This window comes from Limnobacter sp., assembly GCF_036846585.1.
Taxonomy (GTDB): Bacteria; Pseudomonadota; Gammaproteobacteria; order Burkholderiales; family Burkholderiaceae_B; genus Limnobacter.
Window position 1 is genome coordinate 1 of sequence record NZ_DAIUBR010000020.1, and the last position, 20,038, is coordinate 20,038.

General features: G+C 54.6%; 17 protein-coding genes and 1 riboswitch. Of the genes, 8 read left to right on the forward strand and 9 right to left on the reverse strand.

Going from position 1 to position 20,038, the window contains the following annotated elements:
• From V7028_RS10130 to V7028_RS10145, 4 genes are all read right to left on the reverse strand, one after another.
• Positions 1-322 (reverse strand): PAAR domain-containing protein (locus tag V7028_RS10130; RefSeq protein ID WP_334119961.1); only part of this gene is annotated, 322 nt, incomplete at its 3' end.
• A gap of 100 nt (positions 323-422) precedes the next feature.
• Complete coding sequence (gene hemF / locus V7028_RS10135) at positions 423-1,331, reverse strand: oxygen-dependent coproporphyrinogen oxidase (RefSeq protein WP_334119962.1); 909 nt, start codon at positions 1,329-1,331, stop codon at positions 423-425.
• A gap of 29 nt (positions 1,332-1,360) precedes the next feature.
• Positions 1,361-2,632 carry a phosphoribosylamine--glycine ligase gene (purD, locus tag V7028_RS10140; RefSeq protein ID WP_334119963.1) on the reverse strand — a complete coding sequence of 424 codons (1,272 nt, stop codon included), beginning with the start codon at positions 2,630-2,632 and terminating at the stop codon, positions 1,361-1,363.
• Positions 2,633-2,653: 21 nt separating this feature from the next.
• Complete coding sequence (locus V7028_RS10145) at positions 2,654-3,379, reverse strand: YebC/PmpR family DNA-binding transcriptional regulator (protein ID WP_334119964.1); 726 nt, start codon at positions 3,377-3,379, stop codon at positions 2,654-2,656.
• Positions 3,380-3,518: 139 nt separating this feature from the next.
• Here V7028_RS10145 and mscL point away from each other — a divergent pair, with 139 nt between their 5' ends.
• The 4 genes from mscL to V7028_RS10165 all read left to right on the forward strand — a co-directional run bounded on the left by mscL (position 3,519) and on the right by V7028_RS10165 (position 9,541).
• Positions 3,519-3,959: a large conductance mechanosensitive channel protein MscL gene (mscL, locus tag V7028_RS10150; protein WP_334119965.1), complete on the forward strand. Its 441-nt coding sequence runs from the start codon at positions 3,519-3,521 to the stop codon at positions 3,957-3,959.
• Between the two features lie 148 nt (positions 3,960-4,107).
• Positions 4,108-4,223: riboswitch (glycine riboswitch) on the forward strand.
• Between the two features lie 53 nt (positions 4,224-4,276).
• The gene (locus V7028_RS10155) at positions 4,277-5,566 is read left to right on the forward strand and encodes a D-amino acid dehydrogenase (protein ID WP_334119966.1); all 1,290 of its coding nucleotides are present in this window, start codon (positions 4,277-4,279) and stop codon (positions 5,564-5,566) included.
• Positions 5,567-5,612: 46 nt separating this feature from the next.
• The gene (locus V7028_RS10160) at positions 5,613-7,430 is read left to right on the forward strand and encodes a glutamine--tRNA ligase/YqeY domain fusion protein (RefSeq protein WP_334119967.1); all 1,818 of its coding nucleotides are present in this window, start codon (positions 5,613-5,615) and stop codon (positions 7,428-7,430) included.
• A 44-nt stretch (positions 7,431-7,474) separates the two neighbouring features.
• Positions 7,475-9,541, forward strand: coding sequence for a site-specific recombinase (locus tag V7028_RS10165; protein WP_334119968.1), 2,067 nt, complete (start codon positions 7,475-7,477; stop codon positions 9,539-9,541).
• A 9-nt stretch (positions 9,542-9,550) separates the two neighbouring features.
• Here V7028_RS10165 and V7028_RS10170 read toward each other — a convergent pair whose 3' ends face one another.
• On the reverse strand, positions 9,551-10,111 hold the full coding sequence (locus V7028_RS10170) for a cob(I)yrinic acid a,c-diamide adenosyltransferase (RefSeq protein ID WP_334119969.1): 561 nt from the start codon (positions 10,109-10,111) through the stop codon (positions 9,551-9,553).
• Between the two features lie 290 nt (positions 10,112-10,401).
• Between V7028_RS10170 and thiC the strand changes: the two genes are divergently transcribed.
• Both thiC and V7028_RS10180 read left to right on the forward strand, forming a co-directional pair.
• The gene (gene thiC, locus V7028_RS10175) at positions 10,402-12,318 is read left to right on the forward strand and encodes a phosphomethylpyrimidine synthase ThiC (protein ID WP_334119970.1); all 1,917 of its coding nucleotides are present in this window, start codon (positions 10,402-10,404) and stop codon (positions 12,316-12,318) included.
• 264 nt (positions 12,319-12,582) lie between these two features.
• Positions 12,583-13,890 carry a hemolysin family protein gene (locus V7028_RS10180; RefSeq protein WP_334119971.1) on the forward strand — a complete coding sequence of 436 codons (1,308 nt, stop codon included), beginning with the start codon at positions 12,583-12,585 and terminating at the stop codon, positions 13,888-13,890.
• A gap of 73 nt (positions 13,891-13,963) precedes the next feature.
• Here the strand turns inward: V7028_RS10180 and V7028_RS10185 are convergent, their stop codons facing one another.
• The 3 genes from V7028_RS10185 to V7028_RS10195 form a co-directional block, all read right to left on the reverse strand.
• Positions 13,964-15,121 (reverse strand): CsgG/HfaB family protein, encoded by a 1,158-nt coding sequence (locus V7028_RS10185; RefSeq protein WP_334119972.1) that lies wholly within the window; start codon positions 15,119-15,121, stop codon positions 13,964-13,966.
• Positions 15,122-15,162: 41 nt separating this feature from the next.
• Positions 15,163-15,483, reverse strand: a complete 321-nt coding sequence (locus V7028_RS10190; RefSeq protein WP_334119973.1) for a hypothetical protein — start codon at positions 15,481-15,483, stop codon at positions 15,163-15,165.
• Positions 15,484-15,589: 106 nt separating this feature from the next.
• A complete protein-coding gene (locus tag V7028_RS10195) occupies positions 15,590-16,177 on the reverse strand; it encodes a hypothetical protein (RefSeq protein ID WP_334119974.1) in 588 nt (195 codons plus the stop codon).
• 207 nt (positions 16,178-16,384) lie between these two features.
• Here V7028_RS10195 and nadA point away from each other — a divergent pair, with 207 nt between their 5' ends.
• Positions 16,385-17,536, forward strand: a complete 1,152-nt coding sequence (gene nadA / locus V7028_RS10200) for a quinolinate synthase NadA (RefSeq protein WP_442918729.1) — start codon at positions 16,385-16,387, stop codon at positions 17,534-17,536.
• Complete coding sequence (gene nadC / locus V7028_RS10205) at positions 17,533-18,399, forward strand: carboxylating nicotinate-nucleotide diphosphorylase (protein ID WP_334119975.1); 867 nt, start codon at positions 17,533-17,535, stop codon at positions 18,397-18,399. The genes nadA and nadC overlap by 4 nt, the downstream gene beginning before the upstream one ends.
• Positions 18,400-18,423: 24 nt before the next feature.
• On the opposite strand, the gene nadB is transcribed toward nadC, so the two are convergent.
• Positions 18,424-20,025, reverse strand: a complete 1,602-nt coding sequence (nadB, locus tag V7028_RS10210) for an L-aspartate oxidase (RefSeq protein ID WP_334119976.1) — start codon at positions 20,023-20,025, stop codon at positions 18,424-18,426.
• Between the last annotated feature and the right edge of the window lie 13 nt (positions 20,026-20,038).

Sequence of the window (20,038 nt, forward strand, 5' to 3'; positions counted from 1 at the left end):
GATTGCCAAGCGGGTTGTCGGGCATTTGCTGTTCGGCCACCCGGGCAATGGACCCCGTTGGCGAGGTGTGGGTGGTGCTGGTTTGTGAGGCAATTAACGATGCACCGCATGCGGTTGTCATGCCCTCAAAGGCCAGGGGCACGCCATTGAATGTGTGGGCCGGGTTGCCTTGCGCAATCAAGAACACACCCTTGCACAGCGGGCAAGCCACCTTGTGGCCCATGGCGGCCACTGCACGGCCTTCGACGGTGTAAAACGGAAAGCCTTCAAGCACGGTGCCACCATGGCTGGTGGTGTCGCCCTGGCGAATCATCAATGGCATGGTTTAACTCTTGTTCAGTCAATAACCAAGCAAACTAACATGCCGTGTTTTGGATTGAAAAAGGTGTCACCACAAGTGCTGGAAGTGGGTTGGTTCTGGGTTAACTCACCCAATCCTTGTCCACCAAAAAATCGGTGTACAACCTTGCCTCGGCGCTGCCCGCTTCAGGTTGCCAGTCGTAACGCCATTTCACCTGCGGGGGCATGCTCATCAAAATGGATTCAGTGCGCCCGCCGCTTTGCAGGCCAAACAGGGTGCCCCGGTCAAATACCAGATTAAATTCCACGTAGCGGCCACGGCGATAGGCCTGGAAGTCGCGTTCGCGTTCGCCATAGGCCATGTTCATTCGGCGCTCAACGATGGGCAGGTAGGCTTTCAGGAATGAATCACCCACGCTGCGGGTCATCGCAAAGCTTTGTTCAAAGCCTAGTTCAGAGAAGTCATCAAAAAACACGCCGCCCACGCCACGGGGTTCTTTGCGGTGCTTCAGGTAAAAATATTCGTCGCACCATTTTTTGAATGTGGCGTGGTATTGCGCCCCAAAGGGGTCGAGCGCGTTTTTACAGCTTTGGTGAAAGTGTTTTGAATCTTCTTCAAAGCCGTAGTAAGGGGTTAAATCCATGCCGCCGCCAAACCACCACACCGATTCGCCTTCCAGGGTGGTGGCGGCAAACAGGCGCACATTCATGTGCACTGTGGGCACGTAGGGGTTGCGGGGGTGAAACACCAGCGAAACTCCCATGGCTTCGAAGCTGGCACCGGCCAGGCCTTGGCGGCTGGCCGTGGCCGAACCGGGTAATTTGTCGCCCATCACATGGCTGAAGTTCACGCCACCGCGTTCAAGCAAACTACCTTCTTCCAGCACGCGGCTGCAACCGCCACCACCTTCAGCACGTTCCCATGAGTCGTTCAAAAACGCTTTGCTTTCGAACTGGCCAATGCCTTCCACAATGCTGGCTTGCAGCCCTTGAAGGTATTGCTTCACCTGATTCAGCTCGGAAGGTGTCATGGTTCGATGGATCCCTGTTTATTTTCGATTCATTTTCTGTTGATGGCGCGGTAGCCAATGTCACTGCGAAACTGCATACCATCAAAACTGATGGTGTCGACCAGTTCATAGGCTTTGGCCTGGGCTTGGCGCACGGTGTCTCCCAAGGCGGTTGCGCACAACACGCGGCCGCCTGCGGTAAGCGCCTTTCCATTGTTTTCAACGGTTCCGGCATGGAATACAACGGCTTCGTCGCTTGCTTCGGCACGCAAAGTAATTTCGTCGCCAGTGCGCGGGGTTTGTGGGTAGTTGTGCGCGGCAATCACCACGCCCAATGCGGTACGGCGGTCCCATTCGGCTTCCACTTTGTCCAGCGTGCCATCAATGGCATGGTCCAGCAAATTCACGAAGTCGCTTTTCAAACGCATCATGATGGGTTGCGTTTCAGGGTCGCCCATGCGGCAGTTGAATTCCAGTACCTTGATGTCGCCTTTGTCGTCAACCATCAAGCCGGCGTACAAAAAGCCCGTATACACAAGGCCGTCTTTTTTCATGCCGGCAATGGTGGGGTAAATCACTTCGCGCATCACGCGCGCGTGCATTGTGGGTGTAACCACGGGGGCAGGGCTGTAGGCACCCATGCCGCCTGTGTTGGGGCCTTGGTCGCCGTCCAGCAGGCGCTTGTGGTCTTGGCTGCTGGCCATGGCTAGCGCGTTCACGCCATCGACCATCACGATGAAGCTGGCCTCTTCGCCGTCCAGAAATTCTTCAACCACCACACGTGAACCGGCGCTGCCCATGCTGTTGCCCAGCAGCATGTCGTCAATGGCCTGGTGTGCTTCTTCAAGGCTCATGGCGACAACAACACCTTTGCCTGCAGCCAAACCATCGGCTTTGATTACGATGGGTGCGCCTTTGGCGTTCACGTAATCGTGGGCTTTGGCGGCATCGGTGAAGGTTTCATATTCAGCGGTTGGAATTTTGTGGCGCTTCATGAAGGCCTTGGCGTAGTCCTTCGAGCTTTCCAGTTGGGCAGCCAGCTTGGCTGGGCCAAAAATGCGCAAACCGCGCTGGCGGAACAAGTCAACCACACCGGCGGCCAATGGTGCTTCCGGACCAACCACGGTCAGGTGCACCTGTTCTGTCTCGGCAAAATCCGCAAGCGCATTCAAGTCGCTGATGGGTACATTTTCCATTTTGGTTTCAAGGGCTGTGCCGCCATTTCCGGGGGCGACGAACACTTTCGTTACGCCCGGGGTTTGGCCAATGCGCCACGCCATGGCGTGTTCGCGGCCGCCTGATCCAATCACCAGAATTTTCATGTTTGCGGTACTCCGTACTTTTTATTCGTTGATGATCACGTTGGTGTAAACCTGTTGCACATCGTCCAGGTCTTCCAGCATGTCAATAATTTTCTGCATGCGAATGGCGTCGTCGCCTTCCAGTTCTGTTTCGCTGGCTGGCTTCATGGTCAGCTCAGCGTTTTCGAATTTCATGCCCGCCGCTTCAAATGCGGTTTTCAGGGTGTGAAATTCCGGCACGGGGCAGGTTACCTCGATTACGCCGTCTTCCGAGGCAAGCACATCATCACCACCATTTTCCAGTGCCACTTCCATGATCGCGTCTTCGCTGTTGCCGGGGGCAAAAATAAATTGGCCACAGTGTTTGAACATGAAGGAAACCGAGCCGTCGGTGCCCAAATTGCCGCCATGCTTGGTCAGCGCATGGCGAACTTCAGCCACGGTGCGTACTTTGTTGTCGGTCATGCAGTCAATAATCACCGCTGCGCCACCCACACCATAGCCTTCGTAGCGAATTTCTTCGTAATTCACGCCCTCGGCTTCGCCCGTAGCCTTGGCAATGGCGCGTTGCACATTGTCTTTGGGCATGTTGGCATCGGCTGCCTTTTCCATGGCCAGGCGCAGGCGCGGGTTGGTTGCTACATCGCCGCCGCCCACGCGGGCCGCCACTGTGACCTCACGAATGATCTTGGTCCACACCTTGCCGCGTTTTTCATCTTGCCGGTTTTTGCGGTGCTGGATGTTGGCCCATTTACTGTGTCCTGCCATGGCTCACTTTCTGTAGTTGAATCAAAGAGGTGCGATTTTATCACCACCGCGCACCCGCCGTATTGCCCTGAAAGGAATCCACAGCGATAATCTGCGCGGGTACTGGCGATTCTTACGATTTAACAATTCAGGAGGCAACGTGGGTTTGCTCAACGATTTCAAAGCTTTCGCTGTAAAAGGCAATGTGGTTGATTTGGCTGTGGCCGTGATTATCGGTGGCGCATTCAGCGGCATTGTGAAAAGTCTGGTGGACGACGTGATCATGCCGATCGTGGGGCGTATTTTCGGCAAACTGGATTTTTCCAATCTGTATTTGCCGCTGGCAGAAATTCCCGCAAACGTAGAGCCTACGCTGACCGCTGTTAAGGCAGCCGGAGTACCTGTACTTGCTTATGGCAGCTTTATTTCCGTGCTGATCAATTTCATTATTTTGGCTTTCATTATTTTCATGATGGTGCGCCAGGTCAGTAAATTGACCCAAGCCCTTGTGAAGAAAGAAGAAGAGGCACCCGCAGCCCCCGCCCCCACACCCGAAGACGTGCTGTTGTTGCGTGAAATTCGGGATTCATTAAAGAAATGAGTGAAAAACAAGTCCTGATTTAGACTGGATTCTCCAGATTCGCAGTAGTACAATTGAAAGTTGAATCTGGAGAGTAACTGGCGCGTACCTGTGCCGGTTCGCCGAAGGCGCAATCCCCATGAACGCTCAGGCTTCAGTACAGGTTCAGGAATTCAAATCTGGAGAGCGCTGTGCGCGGCCAATCGCCGCGTAAGTACAGCCGCCGAAGAGGCAAGCAACGCAACCCGTTGTGAATCTTTCAGGCAAATGGACAGAGAGGGGCTACAAGGCAAATAGTTTGCCGAAAGCCCTTTTTACTGTTTGTGGAGCCTATTCTCATGAAAGCGATTGTTCTCGGTGCTGGTGTTACCGGAATTACTTCTGCCTGGTTTTTGAAAAAAGAAGGTTTTGATGTCACCGTGGTGGACCGTCAACCTGCTGCAGGCATGGAAACTTCCTTTGCCAACGGTGGCCAAATTTCTGTTTCCCACGCCGAACCCTGGGCCAACCCAGGTGCCCCGAAAAAGGTGTTGAAGTGGCTGATGAAAGAAGATGCCCCCCTGTTGTTCCGCCTGCGTGCCGATGCGCGCCAGTGGCGCTGGGGCATGCAGTTTCTGCGTGAATGCACCCCTGAGAAAACGCGCCACAACATAATTCAAATGGTGAACTTGGGCACTTTCAGCCGCAGCACCCTGCAAGAACTGCGCGCTGAAACAGGCATTGAATACAACTGCCTGACCAAGGGCATTTTGCACTTCTACACCAACCAGCAAGAATTTGATGACGCACTGGAACCCGCTGAAATCATGCGCGAATTCGGTTGTGACCGCAAAGTGATCAGCTCCGATGAGGCAGTTCGCCTTGAACCCGCCTTGGCCACCGTGAAAGAAAAAATTGCGGGTGCAACGTTTACGGATGCCGATGAAAGTGGTGATGCACACCTGTTTACCCAAAACCTGGCCAAACTGTGCGCGGAAAAAGGCGTTGAATTCAAGTACGACACGGCCATTCTGGGCCTTGATACTGAAGGTGGCCAAATCAGCGGTGTGCGCGTGCGCGGCGCCGATGGACAAGTGCAGGTACTTAAAGCCGACAAATACCTGCTGTGCATGGGCAGCTACAGCCCCATGTTGGTGAAGGAACTGGGCGTAGACCTGTTGATTTACCCGGCCAAGGGTTATTCGGCCACGTTGCAAATTGACGATGCCAGCAAAGCCCCGCAGGTCAGCCTGACCGATGACGAATACAAGCTGGTGTTCAGCCGCCTGGGCGACAAGCTGCGTATTGCAGGCACTGCCGAGCTGAATGGCTACAGCACAGAACTGAATGATGTGCGTTGCAAAGCCATTACCCGCCGTGTAATGGAGTTGTTCCCCGGCATGGCCGACCCTGAAAAGGCTGTGTACTGGACAGGTCTGCGCCCGGCCACCCCTTCGAACGTGCCTTACATCGGCTTGTCGAAAATCCCGAATCTGTACTTGAACACAGGTCACGGAACACTGGGCTGGACTCACTCTTGTGGTTCAGGCCGTTCAATCGCTTCCATCATGAATGGCAAGCAGCCCGAGCTTGATTTCGCATTTACTGGAATTTCTTCCAAGAAGGGCGAGGCTTTGGCCGCTGTCTGAGGCTTGTTTTTGCTAACATCAGCGCATTCGCCAACAGGATGTGCTGATGTCTGATTCCGCAAACAAAAACACCGCCGCTGGGGCCGACAATGCCCCAGCCTCCAACTTTCTTCGCAACATCATTGATGCGGACTTGAAAAAGCCCGAGTACCAGTCGCGCCCATGGGCCGGAAAACCTGGTGGGGCCGATGTGCACGAAGGGGCACCCGCCGACCCCGCAGCCGTTCGCTTGCGCTTTCCGCCCGAACCGAATGGCTACCTGCATGTGGGCCACGCCAAGGCCATTTGTGTGAACTTTGGTCTGGCCAATGAATATGGCGGCGCTTGCCACATGCGCTTTGACGACACCAACCCCGAGAAGGAAAGCGAAGAATTCGCAGACTCCATTCTGGACGCCGTGCACTGGCTTGGGTTCAAGTGGGAGAGCTTTGGCGACGACAACCTGTACTACGCCAGCGATTATTTTGGCTTCATGTATCAGGCCGCTGAATTTCTGATCCAGGCCGGTTTGGCCTACGTGGACGAACAGAATGCTGACGACATGCGTGCAAGCCGTGGCACGCTGACACAGGCAGGTGTTAATTCGCCGTTCCGCAACCGCCCGGCCGCTGAAAGCCTGGCCCGGTTCCGCGCCATGCGCGCGGGCGAACTGCCTGATGGTGCCGCTGTCTTGCGCGCGAAAATCGACATGGCCAGCCCGAACATGAACATGCGCGACCCGGCCATTTACCGCATTCGCCGCGCCTTTCACCACCGCACTGGCGACGATTGGTGCATTTACCCCATGTACACCTTTGCACACCCCATTGAGGATGCGCTGGAACGCATTACCCATTCATTTTGCACACTGGAATTTGAAGACCAGCGCCCGTTTTACGACTGGTTGCTGGCCAATTTGGCGCGTGAACACACCGCAGCCGATGGCACGGTGCTCAAGCCCTTGCTTGCTCATCCGCTACCCAAGCAGATTGAGTTTGCCCGCTTGAACTTAAGTTACGTAGTAACCAGCAAGCGCAAATTGCAGCAACTGGTGACCGAGAACAAGCTGAACGGTTGGGACGACCCCCGCATGCCCACCATTGCGGGTTTGCGCCGCCGCGGTTATACACCCGCTGCCATTCAGTTGTTCTGCGCCCGCATCGGTGTATCAAAATCCGATTCCTGGATTGACTATTCCGTGCTGGAAGGCGCCTTGCGCGACACGCTCGACCCCGTGGCCCGCCGCGCCGTGGCGGTGCTCGATCCCATTGCCCTGATTCTGGACAATGTGGACGACGATTGGGCCGACATGTGCACAGCACCTGTTCACCCGCACCACCCCGAGTGGGGTGTTCGCCAGTTCACCATTGGCAAGCGCTTGTGGATTGAGGCCGAAGATTTTCAGGAAAATCCCGAGAAGAAGTTTTTCCGCCTGTTCCCCGGCAACAAGGTGCGCTTGCGTTACGGCTATGTGATTGAATGCACTGGCTGTGACAAAGACGAAAACGGCAAAGTAATTGCAGTACACGCCCAGGTGTTTCTTGACAGCAAGTCGGGCACACCCGGCGCCGACACCTACAAAGTGAAGGGCAATATTCACTGGGTCGATGCCGACGATGCGTTGCCCGCTACCGTGCGCCTTTACGACCGGTTGTTCACTGAAGAACATCCCGATTCCGGCGGCAAGAATTTCATGGACAGCCTGAACCCGGATTCGTTGAAAGAAGTGACTGCTTACCTAGAGGCAGGATTGAAGGATGCATGGTCTGGCACGGTGTACCAGTTCGAGCGGCATGGATATTTTGTGCCTGATTTGAAAGACAACACCCTGGAAAACCCGGTGTTCAATCGCGCCACAACGCTGAAGGACAGTTGGAGTAAATAGCCGATTCATCGGGTACACTAGCCCTCGGACTAGGTATTCAGAACATGGCAACGAACCCAAACTACAACATTCGAGGCGCGCTGTTGACCATCCTGAACGGGATGGGGCCAGACACCGAGCACGAGGCGGACATTGCCCACCTGTGCCACCTCATGGAATGGTTTCGAGAAGGAGCTCCCGGCTCCGATTTCGAAATTGAGCGGCGATTTTCCATGCTGGTGGAAGCGCTTGAGCAGTCCAACGACCTGCGCGTGCAGGTCAAGGGCTATCTTGAGCAATTCCTGAAGGAATCGCGCTACCGCTATACCTTTGCTGAATTGGGTATTCTGGGTAATGAAACCTTTGGTCAGGCCATAAAAAACCGTATTTTTCAACGTCTGTTGCCTGCTACGGTGGAAGACAAAACGGTGCGTGAATCGCTCAGCCTGATGTTCACCAAATCCATTGACCATGAATGGCTGGAATCCATCAGCGTGGCCAGTTGGACCCGCTTGTTTCATGTGCTTGAGTGGCTCAACCCCGCCATGCCCCTGTGGAAGCGCATTCAGCACGAAATGCTGGAAGCCATGGAAATGCTGGCTGTTCGAACCGCTGCTTTGGGGATTGATTCCGAAGTGGTGCGTTGTCTGGGTATTGCCGAGCGGCACACTTCCCCATTCGTAGAACAGCACCTGGAGTTGCGCAACATGATTGCGCAGGCGCATCAGAAACTGAGCAATATGGAGCCCCTGCATGATTTGGGCGACCACTTGGATGTGTTATTGGATCAATGCCAGGTGCAAATCAAAAAGGCCCATGCGCAGGCCCGTGTGCAGGGCATTTCTGTCACCTTGAGCATGCAGTTGATTCGGCTGGAACAGTCGATCAACCGCATGCGCCGCCTGTTGCAATTGCTGGGCGCACTGCCCACCGAAAACCGCGTGGGCACCTGTGTGCAGTTTTTTTGTACCCTGACCAAGGAAGAAAACCGCAAGCATTCCATCAGTGATTTGTGGCGTGGCTTGACCGACAAACTGGCCTTGCGCATTACTGAGCACGCCAGCCAGTCGGGCGAAAAATACGCCACGGAAAGCCGTCCCGAGTACTGGAAAATGGCCCGTGCGGCCATGGGCGCCGGCGTCATTATCGCCATGCTTTCTCTTTTCAAGGCGTACATATCGGGTTGGCATTTGCCGCCGTTTTGGGAGGCGGTGTTTTTCAGCCTGAACTACGGCATCGGTTTTGTGATCATTCATTTGCTGGGCTTCACGATTGCCACCAAGCAGCCAGCCATGACCGCAGCCAGAATCGCCGCGGCCGTGGATGCGGCCAATGGCAGGTTGAGTTCTGCAGACCGGGTGGTGGAGTTGATTACACAGGTGGCCCGAACCCAGTTCATTTCGATTTGGGGCAATGTGTTGCCCGCTTTTGCCACAGCCACGGTGGTGGCAGTGGGGCTAACCTTCCTGTTTGGCGAACCGCCTGTGGGCGCGGAGAAGGGCGACAAAATGTTGCTGGAATTGAATCCGTTGCTGTCTGCGGCCCTGCCGCATGCGGCAATTGCCGGTGTTTTCCTGTTTCTGGCGGGTGTTATTGCGGGTTACTACGACAATTTGTCGATTTACCACCGCATTCCCGACCGAATCCGCAAAGTGCTTTGGTTGCGCAGGCGTCTTGGTGTGGTGCGCCTTAACAGGCTGGCTGACTATCTGAGCAAGCACACCGGTGCGCTGGCGGGCAATTTCTTTTTCGGTTGCATGTTGGGTTCGGCCGGGTTTGTGGGCTTGATTCTGGGGTTGCCCATCGATATTCGTCACATTACTTTTGCCGCGGCCAACATGGCCTATGGCATTCAGGCCCATGAGTTCGTCATCGGTGGTCTGGAAGTGGCTGTGGCTGCGGCTGGTGTGTTTTTGATCGGCATGGTGAATCTGGGCGTCAGTTTCAGTTTGGCTTTTTTCACAGCTTTGCGCGCGCGGGGTGTTCGCAGGCTGGAAAGCCTGTCCTTGGCGGGGCGCGTCGCGAAAAGGTTCTGGGCAACACCCAGCGAGTTTTTCTACCCGCCCAAAGAATCTGTCCAGCAGGTGCGCCCGGAAGCCGCTACACCACCCAAAACCGAGTTAAGGCAATGATCCCCTGCCTTATTCCTGCGGGCGGTTGAATCCTTTTTTCCATTGCACATCGCGCACACCTTTTTTGTGGTGAATCCAGCGCGAGGACACGAACAGAAAGTCCGACAACCGGTTCAAATACAGCAACAGGTCTTTGGGCAGTTCAACCTTTTGATTCAGGTCGACCAGCACCCGTTCAGCCCTGCGACACACCGTGCGTGCAATGTGGGTGTAGGCTGAAGCCTTGCTGCCACCGGGCAGAATGAATTCTTCAAGGCGGGGCAGGGGGTCGTTGAATTCCTTGATCAAGTCGTCAAGCCGGGCCACGGCTTTCTGCGGGAATACATCGAAGCCAGGCATGCACAAAGCCGCGCCCAAATCGAACAGGTCGTGCTGAATGCGTGTCAGTTCCGTGGCCAGCCTTTCGGGCAGGGGTTCTGTCAGTATCAAACCCAAGTACGAATTCAGTTCATCCACATCGCCCATGGCGTGTACGCGCAGGTCGTTTTTGGCCAGACGGCTGCCATCGGCAAGGCCTGTTGTACCGTCGTCGCCTGTGCGGGTGGTGATTGAACTGAGTCTGTTGCCCATGAGATTGCGTGATCCGAAAAAGTTGAACAAAAAGAGCCGCTTGTGCAAGCCGCGTATTGAGGTGTGGCTGGCACGGGCCTATACTTTGAGCTTATTCGATTTTAACGCAGGGGTCCTGGCATATTGTTGCCGGGTGAGAAAAACCCTCACACCTGTGCAGATAATGCTGTTTGCAGGAAGCGTTTCACTGGCCTTGAGTCCCAAGTTGGCTGGGTGGAATGTTTTTGCATGCAGCATGAACAGATCGACACCCGAATTCACGCAAGAATTTACGCCCAACAGGAGTATTCATGAGCGCCAATCCCGACTTCCTAGCCGCAACCGCCAAGGTTGATGAAGCTGCGGTCAAACCACTTCCCAATTCCCGCAAAGTGTATGTGCAAGGTTCGCGCCCCGACATTCAAGTGCCCATGCGGGAAATCTCGCAGGACGACACGTCCACTTCCTTTGGGGGCGAGAAAAATCCACCAATTTATGTATACGACTGCTCGGGCATTTACACCGACCCTGACGCAAAAATCGACATTCGTTCCGGCTTGCCGGCCATTCGCAGTGCCTGGATTGAAGAGCGCAATGACACGGATTTGCTGGATGGTCCAAGTTCCGAATACGGCATTGAGCGTTTGAATGACCCCAAGCTGACCGAGCTGCGCTTCAACCTGCAGCGCAAGCCCCGCAAGGCCAAGGCGGGCAAGAACGTGTCGCAAATGCATTACGCGCGCCAGGGCATTATTACGCCTGAAATGGAATACGTGGCCATTCGTGAAAACCTGCGCCGCCAGGAATACATTGAAAGCCTGAGGCACGCGGGCGGCAAAATTGGCGCAAAAATGGTCGACCTGCTGACCCGCCAACACCCCGGCGAATCATTTGGTGCGTCGATTCCTGAGCAAATCACGCCAGAATTCGTGCGCGATGAAATTGCCCGTGGCCGCGCCATTATTCCAGCCAACATCAACCACCCTGAAATTGAGCCGATGATCATTGGTCGAAATTTCCTGGTGAAAATCAACGCCAACATTGGCAACTCGGCCGTGTCTTCGTCGATCGGCGAAGAAGTTGAAAAAATGACCTGGTCCATCCGTTGGGGTGGAGACACCGTGATGGATTTGTCCACCGGCAAGCACATTCACGAAACCCGTGAATGGATTTTGCGCAATAGCCCTGTGCCCATTGGTACGGTGCCAATTTATCAGGCACTTGAAAAGGTCAACGGCAAGGCCGAAGACCTGACCTGGGAAATTTTCCGCGACACGCTGATTGAGCAAGCTGAGCAGGGTGTGGATTATTTTACCATTCACGCTGGCGTGCGCCTGGCCTATGTGCCCATGACCGCCAGCCGCATGACGGGTATTGTTTCCCGTGGCGGCTCGATCATGGCGAAATGGTGCTTGGCCCACCACAAGGAAAGCTTCCTGTACGAGCATTTTGAAGACATTTGCGACATCATGAAGGCCTACGATGTCAGCTTCTCGCTTGGCGATGGCTTGCGCCCCGGTTCAGTGTGGGACGCCAATGATGAAGCCCAGTTGAGCGAACTGCGCACCTTGGGCGAGTTGACCCAGGTTGCCTGGAAGCACGATGTGCAGGTGATGATTGAAGGCCCGGGCCACGTGCCCATGCAGTTGATCAAGGAAAACATGGACATTCAGTTGAAAGAATGTCATGAAGCGCCTTTCTACACCCTCGGTCCATTGACCACTGACATTGCTCCCGGCTATGACCACATTACAAGTGGTATTGGTGCCGCGCAAATTGGTTGGTATGGTTGCGCCATGCTGTGTTACGTCACCCCCAAAGAACACCTGGGTTTGCCGAACAAAAAAGACGTGAAAGACGGCATCATTACCTACAAAATTGCAGCGCATGCCGCCGACCTGGCCAAAGGCCATCCTGGTGCGCAAATTCGCGACAACGCGCTGTCCAAAGCCCGTTTCGAGTTCCGTTGGGACGACCAGTTCAATTTGGGCCTTGATCCGGACACGGCGCGTGAGTTTCACGACGAAACCCTGCCCAAGCAGAGCATGAAAGTGGCGCATTTTTGCTCCATGTGTGGCCCGCACTTCTGTTCCATGAAAATTACTCAGGATGTGCGCGAATACGCTGAGAAGCTGGGCGTTTCCGAGAAAGACGCCTTGAGCAAGGGAATGGAAGAAAAATCCATTGAGTTCATCAAGAAAGGGTCTGAGATTTACCACAAGACCTGATTTTTAAAAGATAAATTGACACCGCCCCGTCCTCTTTGTACGATTAGGCGGTGTTTTTTTATTACAGGAGTGCTCGGGCCTTTCCCGACCGTTTATGGATAGTTCCAGTTGTCGAAGTTGCTCAAACTTCACCACGCCGTCATTGGCAACCCCCTTCAAAGCGCTCGTTGCGCGTCATCTTTCAAAGTCCTTTCAGCCTGACAATGCTCAAACAAGCCTTGTGCTTACCGCCTTGGTGTTGCCCTTTACGCAAGGAGAGCTCACATGGAAGTGCTGATCCTGATTGGTCTGATCGTGACCAACGGCCTGTTTGCCATGTCCGAAATTGCACTGGTTACTGCCCGAAAGGCCCGTTTGGTGAAGTTGGCTGCAGAAGGCGATAAATCTGCCGAAGTTGCGGTCAAATTGTCTGAAGATCCCACCAAGTTCTTGTCTACCGTTCAAATTGGTATTACGTCAATCGGCGTGCTCAGCGGTATTGTTGGTGAGGCTGTGCTGGCAAAGCCCTTGGCGATTTGGCTTCAAACCTTTGGGCTTGATGTCGACACCACCGATGTGGTCTCGACCGCCATCGTTGTGGTGGGTGTCACTTATGTGGCCATCGTGATTGGTGAACTGGTGCCCAAGCGTTTGGGGCAGCTTAACCCCGAGGCAATTGCCCGTTTGGTGGCAAGGCCCATGCACTTTCTGGCAATTGCCACTCGCCCATTTGTGATGTTTTTGTCTTTCTCCACGCGCGGTTTGCTGCGCATCATGGGTGTGAAAGAAAACATGGACAACGGCGTGACCGAGGAAGAAATTCACGCCATGCTGGATGAGGGTTCTGTTTCCGGTGTGATTGAAAGCAGCGAACACACCATGCTGCGCAATGTGTTTCGCCTGGACGATCGCCAGTTGGGTTCATTGATGATTCCCCGCTCGGATGTGTTGTATCTGGACATTCGCCTGCCACAGGAAGAAAACCTGAAGCGCGTCATTGAATCAGAGTATTCGCGCTTTCCGGTGGTGGATGGCAACCTGGACAACCTGATTGGTGTAATTCATGCCAAACAGGCCTTGGCTTACGCCGCGCAAGGAAAAATACCGGATTTTTCATCGGACTTGCAACAATGTGTGTTTGTTCCTGAAACCCTGACGGGCATGGAACTGCTGACCCAGTTCCGAAGCAACAACATGGACATCGCTTTTGTGATTGACGAGTACGGCGAGCTTGAGGGCATTGTGACCCTGCATGACTTGATGGAAGCCTTGACGGGCGAGTTCACGCCCCACAACAAGGAAGATTCTTGGGCTGTGCAGCGGGAAGACGGCTCCTGGTTGCTCGACGGCGCCATTGCAATCCTGGAATTGAAAGACACCCTGAATATCAAGACCGTGCCTGAGGAAGAGAAAGGGCGTTACCACACCCTGAGTGGCATGGTGATGTTGCTGACCGGGCGATTGCCCGCGACGGGCGATACTGTGGACTGGGATGGCTGGAAGTTTGAGGTGGTGGACATGGACCAGAAGCGAATTGACAAAATTCTGGCTTCACCGATCAAAGAAAATCAGGGTCAGGTCGAAGAATCGTAGGAATAGTTTGTGTGGTAAAAAAAGCCTCAAGAACGAACATCTTGAGGCTTTTTTGTTTTCATCGCAGTGAATGTCAGCGAATTTGTGGGCGGCTGCCCCACAGCAACTTTTCCTGCATTTCGCGCGTGGTGTTGCTCGGTGCCTGTTGTTCAGGTGCGGCCGCGTTGGTGCCAAACAAACCTTTTAGTTCTGTTACTTCGCTTTGGGATTGAGTGGTGTTGCTGGCAGAGGCTTCGTTCGCGTTGTTTTGTTTAATGATCTCTCCTGTGTAAGGGTCGATCAACACGCTGTCATTGTTTTGCTGCGTTTCGCTCAGCGAGGGGGGTGGTGTCAGTTCAATGGCCTTGTTTGTCGACCTGACCTTCGTGGGGGCAGCGGCAGCGGTTTGTTGCTGTTTTTCTGGATTGTTGCTGACCAATAAAGCACAGTTCTGGGAAGGTAGATTGTTCATTTCAGTCAGCATATTGAACACAGCCTGCTCAATGACCATGCGCACCCCTTTTTGAATCGGCTCTTGTGTGCGCTCGGCGGCGTTTACGTCAACAAGGCCGTCGGAGAACAGGCGGAAGTAACCACCATTCAATTCAGTGCCAATAATTTGTTTCTGCAGGCTTTGGGTATTTACAACTTCCAGGGTTTTTGTGTTCACCACGCGCAGGTCGATGGCAACGTTCATGACAAAGTAGCGTGCGGCTGCTCCAATGAAGCGAATGGACGATTCCAGGCTGCCGCTTTTGATGTTGTAGTTCACTTCGGTAATGCCGCCGACGATGTGGTAATCAGAACCGGGTAAGGAACCGGAAAAAATTTGTCGATGCGCCTTGTTTTCGGGGCTGTCTGTGATCAGTTTGTTGTCTGAATACTTCAATTCCATGTCGGCGATCGATGTGTCAAAACGCTCGACGATGGGCACGCCGGTTTTCGCCAAGGCTGAAATAACCATCAGGGCTGCACCTTGCGTGATCCGTTTGCCGTTGACCAGATCTTCTTTGCCTGTGAAGTCGCTGACACGACCCACTGCGAACCGCTTGGCTGCAGGGCCATTGCCCCCCACCATGGGCTTGAGGCATTCAAGCGCCCGGCTGTACCGGGTTTTGTTTTCCACCACGCTCGCGCCATCAAAGGCGCTGACATACTCTGCTTCATTGAAAGAAGGCAAAGTGGTGCATGCGCTGGCTGTGGCAGCCACGCCGGCAATGAAGGCAAGTTTGAACATTGAATTGCGAGACATAGTGGACCTTTGTGTATTCAAAATCTGTGTTGCGATGCGGCTTAGAAGCCACCGTCAATCGCGGCATTTTGCGCGCCGTTGTTGATCTGTGTTGCATTGATCACCACGGTGTTGTTGCTTCCTTCGGTTTGCACATTGATCAAGTTGCCGATGGCGGTGGCGGTAAAGCCCCAGCCTGGTGAATCGATTTGAGTGCGGTTGAAGTTTTCGTCGCGGCGTGTGCCTGCTGGCGAATCAATGTCGGTAACGCTGCGCATGCCGAAGGGTGTTTCGAATGAACTGACGTTGCCTTCAAACGTTTGTGCAAATGCACTACATGCCGGAAAGGCGAGGATCGCGATGAACAACGAAAATTTCTTCATTCTGTTGTGTCCTTGGTTTGGTGTGCCGGGTTTTGGGAAATTGCCCTGAAGGATGTGGCCCACAGACCTGTTGGCAGTGGGTGTCGTTCAGGGCAATAAAGTTCAATTAGGGACGAACGCCGCCAATTGAAAGGTTGTTGCCTACCGCAGTGGCAGAGGCTGTCAGCTTGGTGGGGTCCCAACGGTATTCGGCAACAGCGATGTTGTCGCTGACGTTGCACTGTGCAACAGACAGTTCGGCCAGGCTGGTGTTGTCCAGTGTCAGGCTGAAGTTGTTGCCGATCGAGATGGCCTCGATTGTGACTTCACCAGTTTTCGATGTGCTACGTTGTGACACGTTGACCACGGCCAGCTGGTCGCCGTAATTGCTTTGTGACACATGGCGCACGGGCACTGTGGAACCGGAGCTGAGAGACACGCCAATGTTGTTGCCGATGGCGGTGGCTGCGCCGGCGATGTCGCCGTTTTCACGCATGACCACATTCTTCAGGTCCACGATTGCTGCATTCTTGCCAGTATTGCTTTGAATGTAAATGCCGTTGTGGTCTGGGTCGAGGTTGTAGTTGCCGGCAAAATCGATGTTCGCTTCAACTTCGACCTGGCAATCGGTGCCAACACAGGTTGCAGAGGCCATTGAGTGCACGGACAACAGCGCCGCCACAATGGAAAGGGTTTGAACGGATTGCTTCAACATGAGGATTTCTCCAAGAGGGATTAAGGAAACACAAACACAGCGACCTTTTTGGCGCAGAGGCATTGAGTGCTGTTGCATTGCGGAATGCTTCGATTGAGTGGCGCAGAGCGCACGAAAGTTCATTGCTGACCTTCGTTCTGGAATGGCGGGATTTTCTGGATTCAGGAGAGTAAAATACTCGCTTGATTGTTATTGACTGAGTTTTCTGTGAATCAAGTAGATATTAAGCCCGTGGAGTTTGATCTTCCCTCGCATGCAAATCCTGCGGCCAGTTGCAAGCCTTCGCAAGCGTGGGCGCGGGTGCCGCAGCAACCCGGCACCAGTGAACGAATTGCCCTGAAAGCGGAAATCAAGGATTTGCTCAAGGCACGCAACGCCGTGTTGGTGGCGCATTATTACGTCGATTCGGAATTGCAGGATTTGGCCGAAGAAACCGGGGGTTGTGTATCCGATTCGCTGGAGATGGCGCGTTTTGGTCGTGAAAGCAAGCAGCAAAACCTGGTGGTGGCTGGTGTGCGTTTCATGGGCGAGACCAGCAAGATTTTGAATCCGGAAAAGCGTGTATTCATGCCGGATCTGGATGCCACTTGTTCACTCGATCTGGGGTGCCCCTCGGAAGAGTTCGCTGCTTTTTGTGATCAGCACCCCGATCGCACTGTGGTGGTGTATGCCAACACCAGTGCCGCCGTGAAAGCGCGAGCCGACTGGATGGTCACCTCCAGCATTGCATTGGACATTGTTGCCCATTTGCATGCGAAGGGGGAGAAGCTGATTTGGGCGCCAGACCGGCATTTGGGCCAGTACATTCAAAAGCAGACCGGTGCCGACATGCTGTTGTGGCAGGGCTCGTGCCTGGTGCACGATGAGTTCAAGGCCGAAGAGCTGAAAATGCTGAAAGCCCAACATCCCGAAGCAATGGTGCTGGTGCACCCGGAATCACCGGCTGATGTGGTGGCTTTGGCTGATGTGGTGGGTTCTACCACCCAGTTGATCAAGGCCACGCAAACACCTGGTGTGAACACCTATATTGTTGCCACTGACAACGGCATTTTGCACAAAATGCGTCAGTTTGCACCGGGCAAAACGTTGATCGAGGCCCCCACGGCTGGTAATTCTGCTACTTGTAAAAGCTGTGCACATTGCCCCTGGATGGCCATGAATGGTTTGAAAAACCTGCGTGATGTGTTAAAAAACGGCTTTGACACCGGCTTGGGCGAAGTGCATGTGGATTCTGCACTGGCCAAGCAGGCATACCGTTGCATGGACCGCATGCTGGATTTCGCAAAAACACATGGCATTTCAGGGCCACGTGGTCAGGGTCGCCTTGAACAGGCACACAAGGGAGTGGGGCCAGCATGAGTCGTTCTGAACTGTTTCAGTCTTTCGGGCCAGCGCTGGAACTGGCCTTGTTAAAAAATGTGCACGATGCCATTGCCGAGGACATGGGCAATACCGACTGGACGGGCCTTTTGGTGCCTGAGGGCAGGCGCTGCAAGGCGCAGTTGCTGTGCCGCGACAAAGCGGTGGTGTGCGGGCAAGACTGGTTCAATGGTGTGTTCAGCGCCCTGTGCCCGGATGCGCTGGTGCGCTGGCAGGTGGCGGAGGGCCAGGAAGTGCAGGCAGGCACGGTGGTATGTGAAATTGAAGCATTTGCCAGGCCCTTGCTGACTGCAGAACGATCGGCCATGAACTATTTGCAGCTACTCTCGGCTGTGGCTACACGTACCCGCCATTTTGTAAACTTGATTGATGGCACCAAGTCATCGATTCTGGACACCCGGAAAACACTACCCGGCATGCGCTTGGCACAAAAGTACGCAGTGCGTGTGGGCGGTGGTTTGAACCAGCGCCTGGCCTTGTACGACGGAATTTTGATCAAGGAAAACCACATTGCGGCGGCGGGTGGCATTGCGCAGGTGCTGGCCAATGCAGATGCCTTGGGTGCGGCACACGTGCCTGTTCAAATTGAGGTGGAAAACCTGGTGCAGCTGGAGGAGGCTTTGCTGGCGGGTGCCAAGTCGGTGCTGTTGGACAATTTTGGTCTTGAGGCCATGCGCGTGGCGGTGGAATTAAACAAGGGCCGGACCATTCTGGAGGCTTCTGGTGGGGTGAGCGAAGAAACGGTGCGTGCAATTGCTGAAACCGGCGTTGACCGTATTTCGATTGGTTCGTTGACCAAAGACATCACGGCGGTGGATTATTCGCTGCGGGTGTTGGATTGAGGGCGAGTTGGCCTAAACGCGCACTCACTTCTTCTTGGCTCGCTGCAGCACCGTAGGAAATGCCTTGGGCAATGTGCCAGGGTAGTCGGTGCTGTAGTGCAGGCCACGGCTTTCCTTGCGGCTTAGTGCGCTGGTTACGATCAAGTCGGCAACATCCACCAGGTTGCGCAATTCCAGCAAATCACGGCTTACGCGGAAGTTGCTGTAAAACTCCAGAATTTCTTCGCGAAGCAATTGAATGCGGTGCTGCGCGCGTTCCAGGCGTTTGTCGGTGCGCACAATGCCCACGTAGTTCCACATGGTTTGGCGCAGTTCTGCCCAGTTGTGGGAAATGACCACTTCTTCATCGGGATCGGTCACGCGGCTTTCATCCCAGTCGGGCAGGCCCATGGTTTCGCGGTGGGGTTTGGTCAGAATGTGGTTGGCTGCAGCTTGCCCCAACACCACACATTCCAGCAGGCTGTTGCTGGCCAGGCGGTTGGCGCCATGCAGGCCGGTGTAGGCTGTTTCGCCCACGGCGTACAAGCCGGGGATGTCGGTGCGGGCATTGTGATCGGTTACCACGCCGCCGCAGGTGTAGTGCGCCGCAGGCACCACGGGAATGCCTTGCTTGGTGATATCAATGCCCAATTCCAGGCAGCGCTTGTAAATGGTCGGGAAGTGCTTTTTCAGTTTTTCGGCTGGTTCGTGGCTGATGTCCAGGTACACGCAATCCAGGCCGCGTTTTTTCATTTCAAAGTCAATGGCACGGGCCACTACATCACGCGGTGCCAATTCCGCACGTTCATCGTGTTCGGGCATGAAGCGGGTGCCGTCGGGCAATTTCAGCAAGCCACCTTCACCACGCACTGCTTCGGTGATCAAAAAGCTTTTGGCGTAGGGGTGGTACAGGCAGGTGGGGTGGAACTGGATGAACTCCATGTTGGAAATCCGGCAGCCCGCGCGCCAGGCCATGGCAATGCCGTCGCCAGTTGCGGTGTCCGGGTTGGTGGTGTAGTTGTACACTTTGCCAGCGCCACCGCAGGCCAGCACGATGTAGGGGCAGGTCAGGGTGAGCACGCGTTGCGATTGTTCGTCCAGAACGTACGCGCCCAAAATACCGGCTTTTTTTTCGCTGAGCCTGTCGCCGGTGATCAGGTCGATCACCATGTGGTGTTCAAACAATTGAATGTTGGGGTGGTTGCGTGCCTTGGCTTCCAGCGTGGTTTGTACAGCATCGCCCGTGGCGTCTGCCACGTGCAGGATTCGCCTGCGGCTGTGGCCGCCTTCACGGGTCAGGTGAAAACCATTGGGTTCGGTGTTGCTGGGGCCTTCTTCGTCTTCACGAGAAAAGGGCACGCCCTGTTCTACCAACCAGTCGATTGATTTGGATGCGTTTTCCAGAATGAACTGCACTGCATCCCGTTCACACAGGCCGCCACCTGCCACCAGGGTGTCTTGCACGTGTTCCTCCACGCTGTCGGCTGGGTCCCGAACCGCTGCAATGCCACCTTGTGCCCACCGGCTGGCGGAATCGGACACCGATCGTTTGCAGATGATGGCCACTTTGAGTTTGTCTGCCAACTGCAGGGCGGTGGTCAGCCCTGCCAAACCACTGCCGATGATGGCGACGTCAAATTGTTTCATTTTCACTGTGAGG

Bases quoted from the DNA above. Each gene is read 5' to 3' on its own strand.
- hemF (WP_334119962.1), bottom strand. From the start codon at position 1,331: ATGACACCTTCCGAGCTGAATCAGGTGAAGCAATACCTTCAAGGGCTG.
- purD (WP_334119963.1), bottom strand. From the start codon at position 2,632: ATGAAAATTCTGGTGATTGGATCAGGCGGCCGCGAACACGCCATGGCG.
- V7028_RS10145 (WP_334119964.1), bottom strand. From the start codon at position 3,379: ATGGCAGGACACAGTAAATGGGCCAACATCCAGCACCGCAAAAACCGG.
- V7028_RS10155 (WP_334119966.1), top strand. From the start codon at position 4,277: ATGAAAGCGATTGTTCTCGGTGCTGGTGTTACCGGAATTACTTCTGCC.
- V7028_RS10160 (WP_334119967.1), top strand. From the start codon at position 5,613: ATGTCTGATTCCGCAAACAAAAACACCGCCGCTGGGGCCGACAATGCC.
- V7028_RS10165 (WP_334119968.1), top strand. From the start codon at position 7,475: ATGGCAACGAACCCAAACTACAACATTCGAGGCGCGCTGTTGACCATC.
- V7028_RS10170 (WP_334119969.1), bottom strand. From the start codon at position 10,111: ATGGGCAACAGACTCAGTTCAATCACCACCCGCACAGGCGACGACGGT.
- thiC (WP_334119970.1), top strand. From the start codon at position 10,402: ATGAGCGCCAATCCCGACTTCCTAGCCGCAACCGCCAAGGTTGATGAA.
- V7028_RS10180 (WP_334119971.1), top strand. From the start codon at position 12,583: ATGGAAGTGCTGATCCTGATTGGTCTGATCGTGACCAACGGCCTGTTT.
- V7028_RS10185 (WP_334119972.1), bottom strand. From the start codon at position 15,121: ATGTCTCGCAATTCAATGTTCAAACTTGCCTTCATTGCCGGCGTGGCT.
- V7028_RS10190 (WP_334119973.1), bottom strand. From the start codon at position 15,483: ATGAAGAAATTTTCGTTGTTCATCGCGATCCTCGCCTTTCCGGCATGT.
- V7028_RS10195 (WP_334119974.1), bottom strand. From the start codon at position 16,177: ATGTTGAAGCAATCCGTTCAAACCCTTTCCATTGTGGCGGCGCTGTTG.
- nadC (WP_334119975.1), top strand. From the start codon at position 17,533: ATGAGTCGTTCTGAACTGTTTCAGTCTTTCGGGCCAGCGCTGGAACTG.
- nadB (WP_334119976.1), bottom strand. From the start codon at position 20,025: ATGAAACAATTTGACGTCGCCATCATCGGCAGTGGTTTGGCAGGGCTG.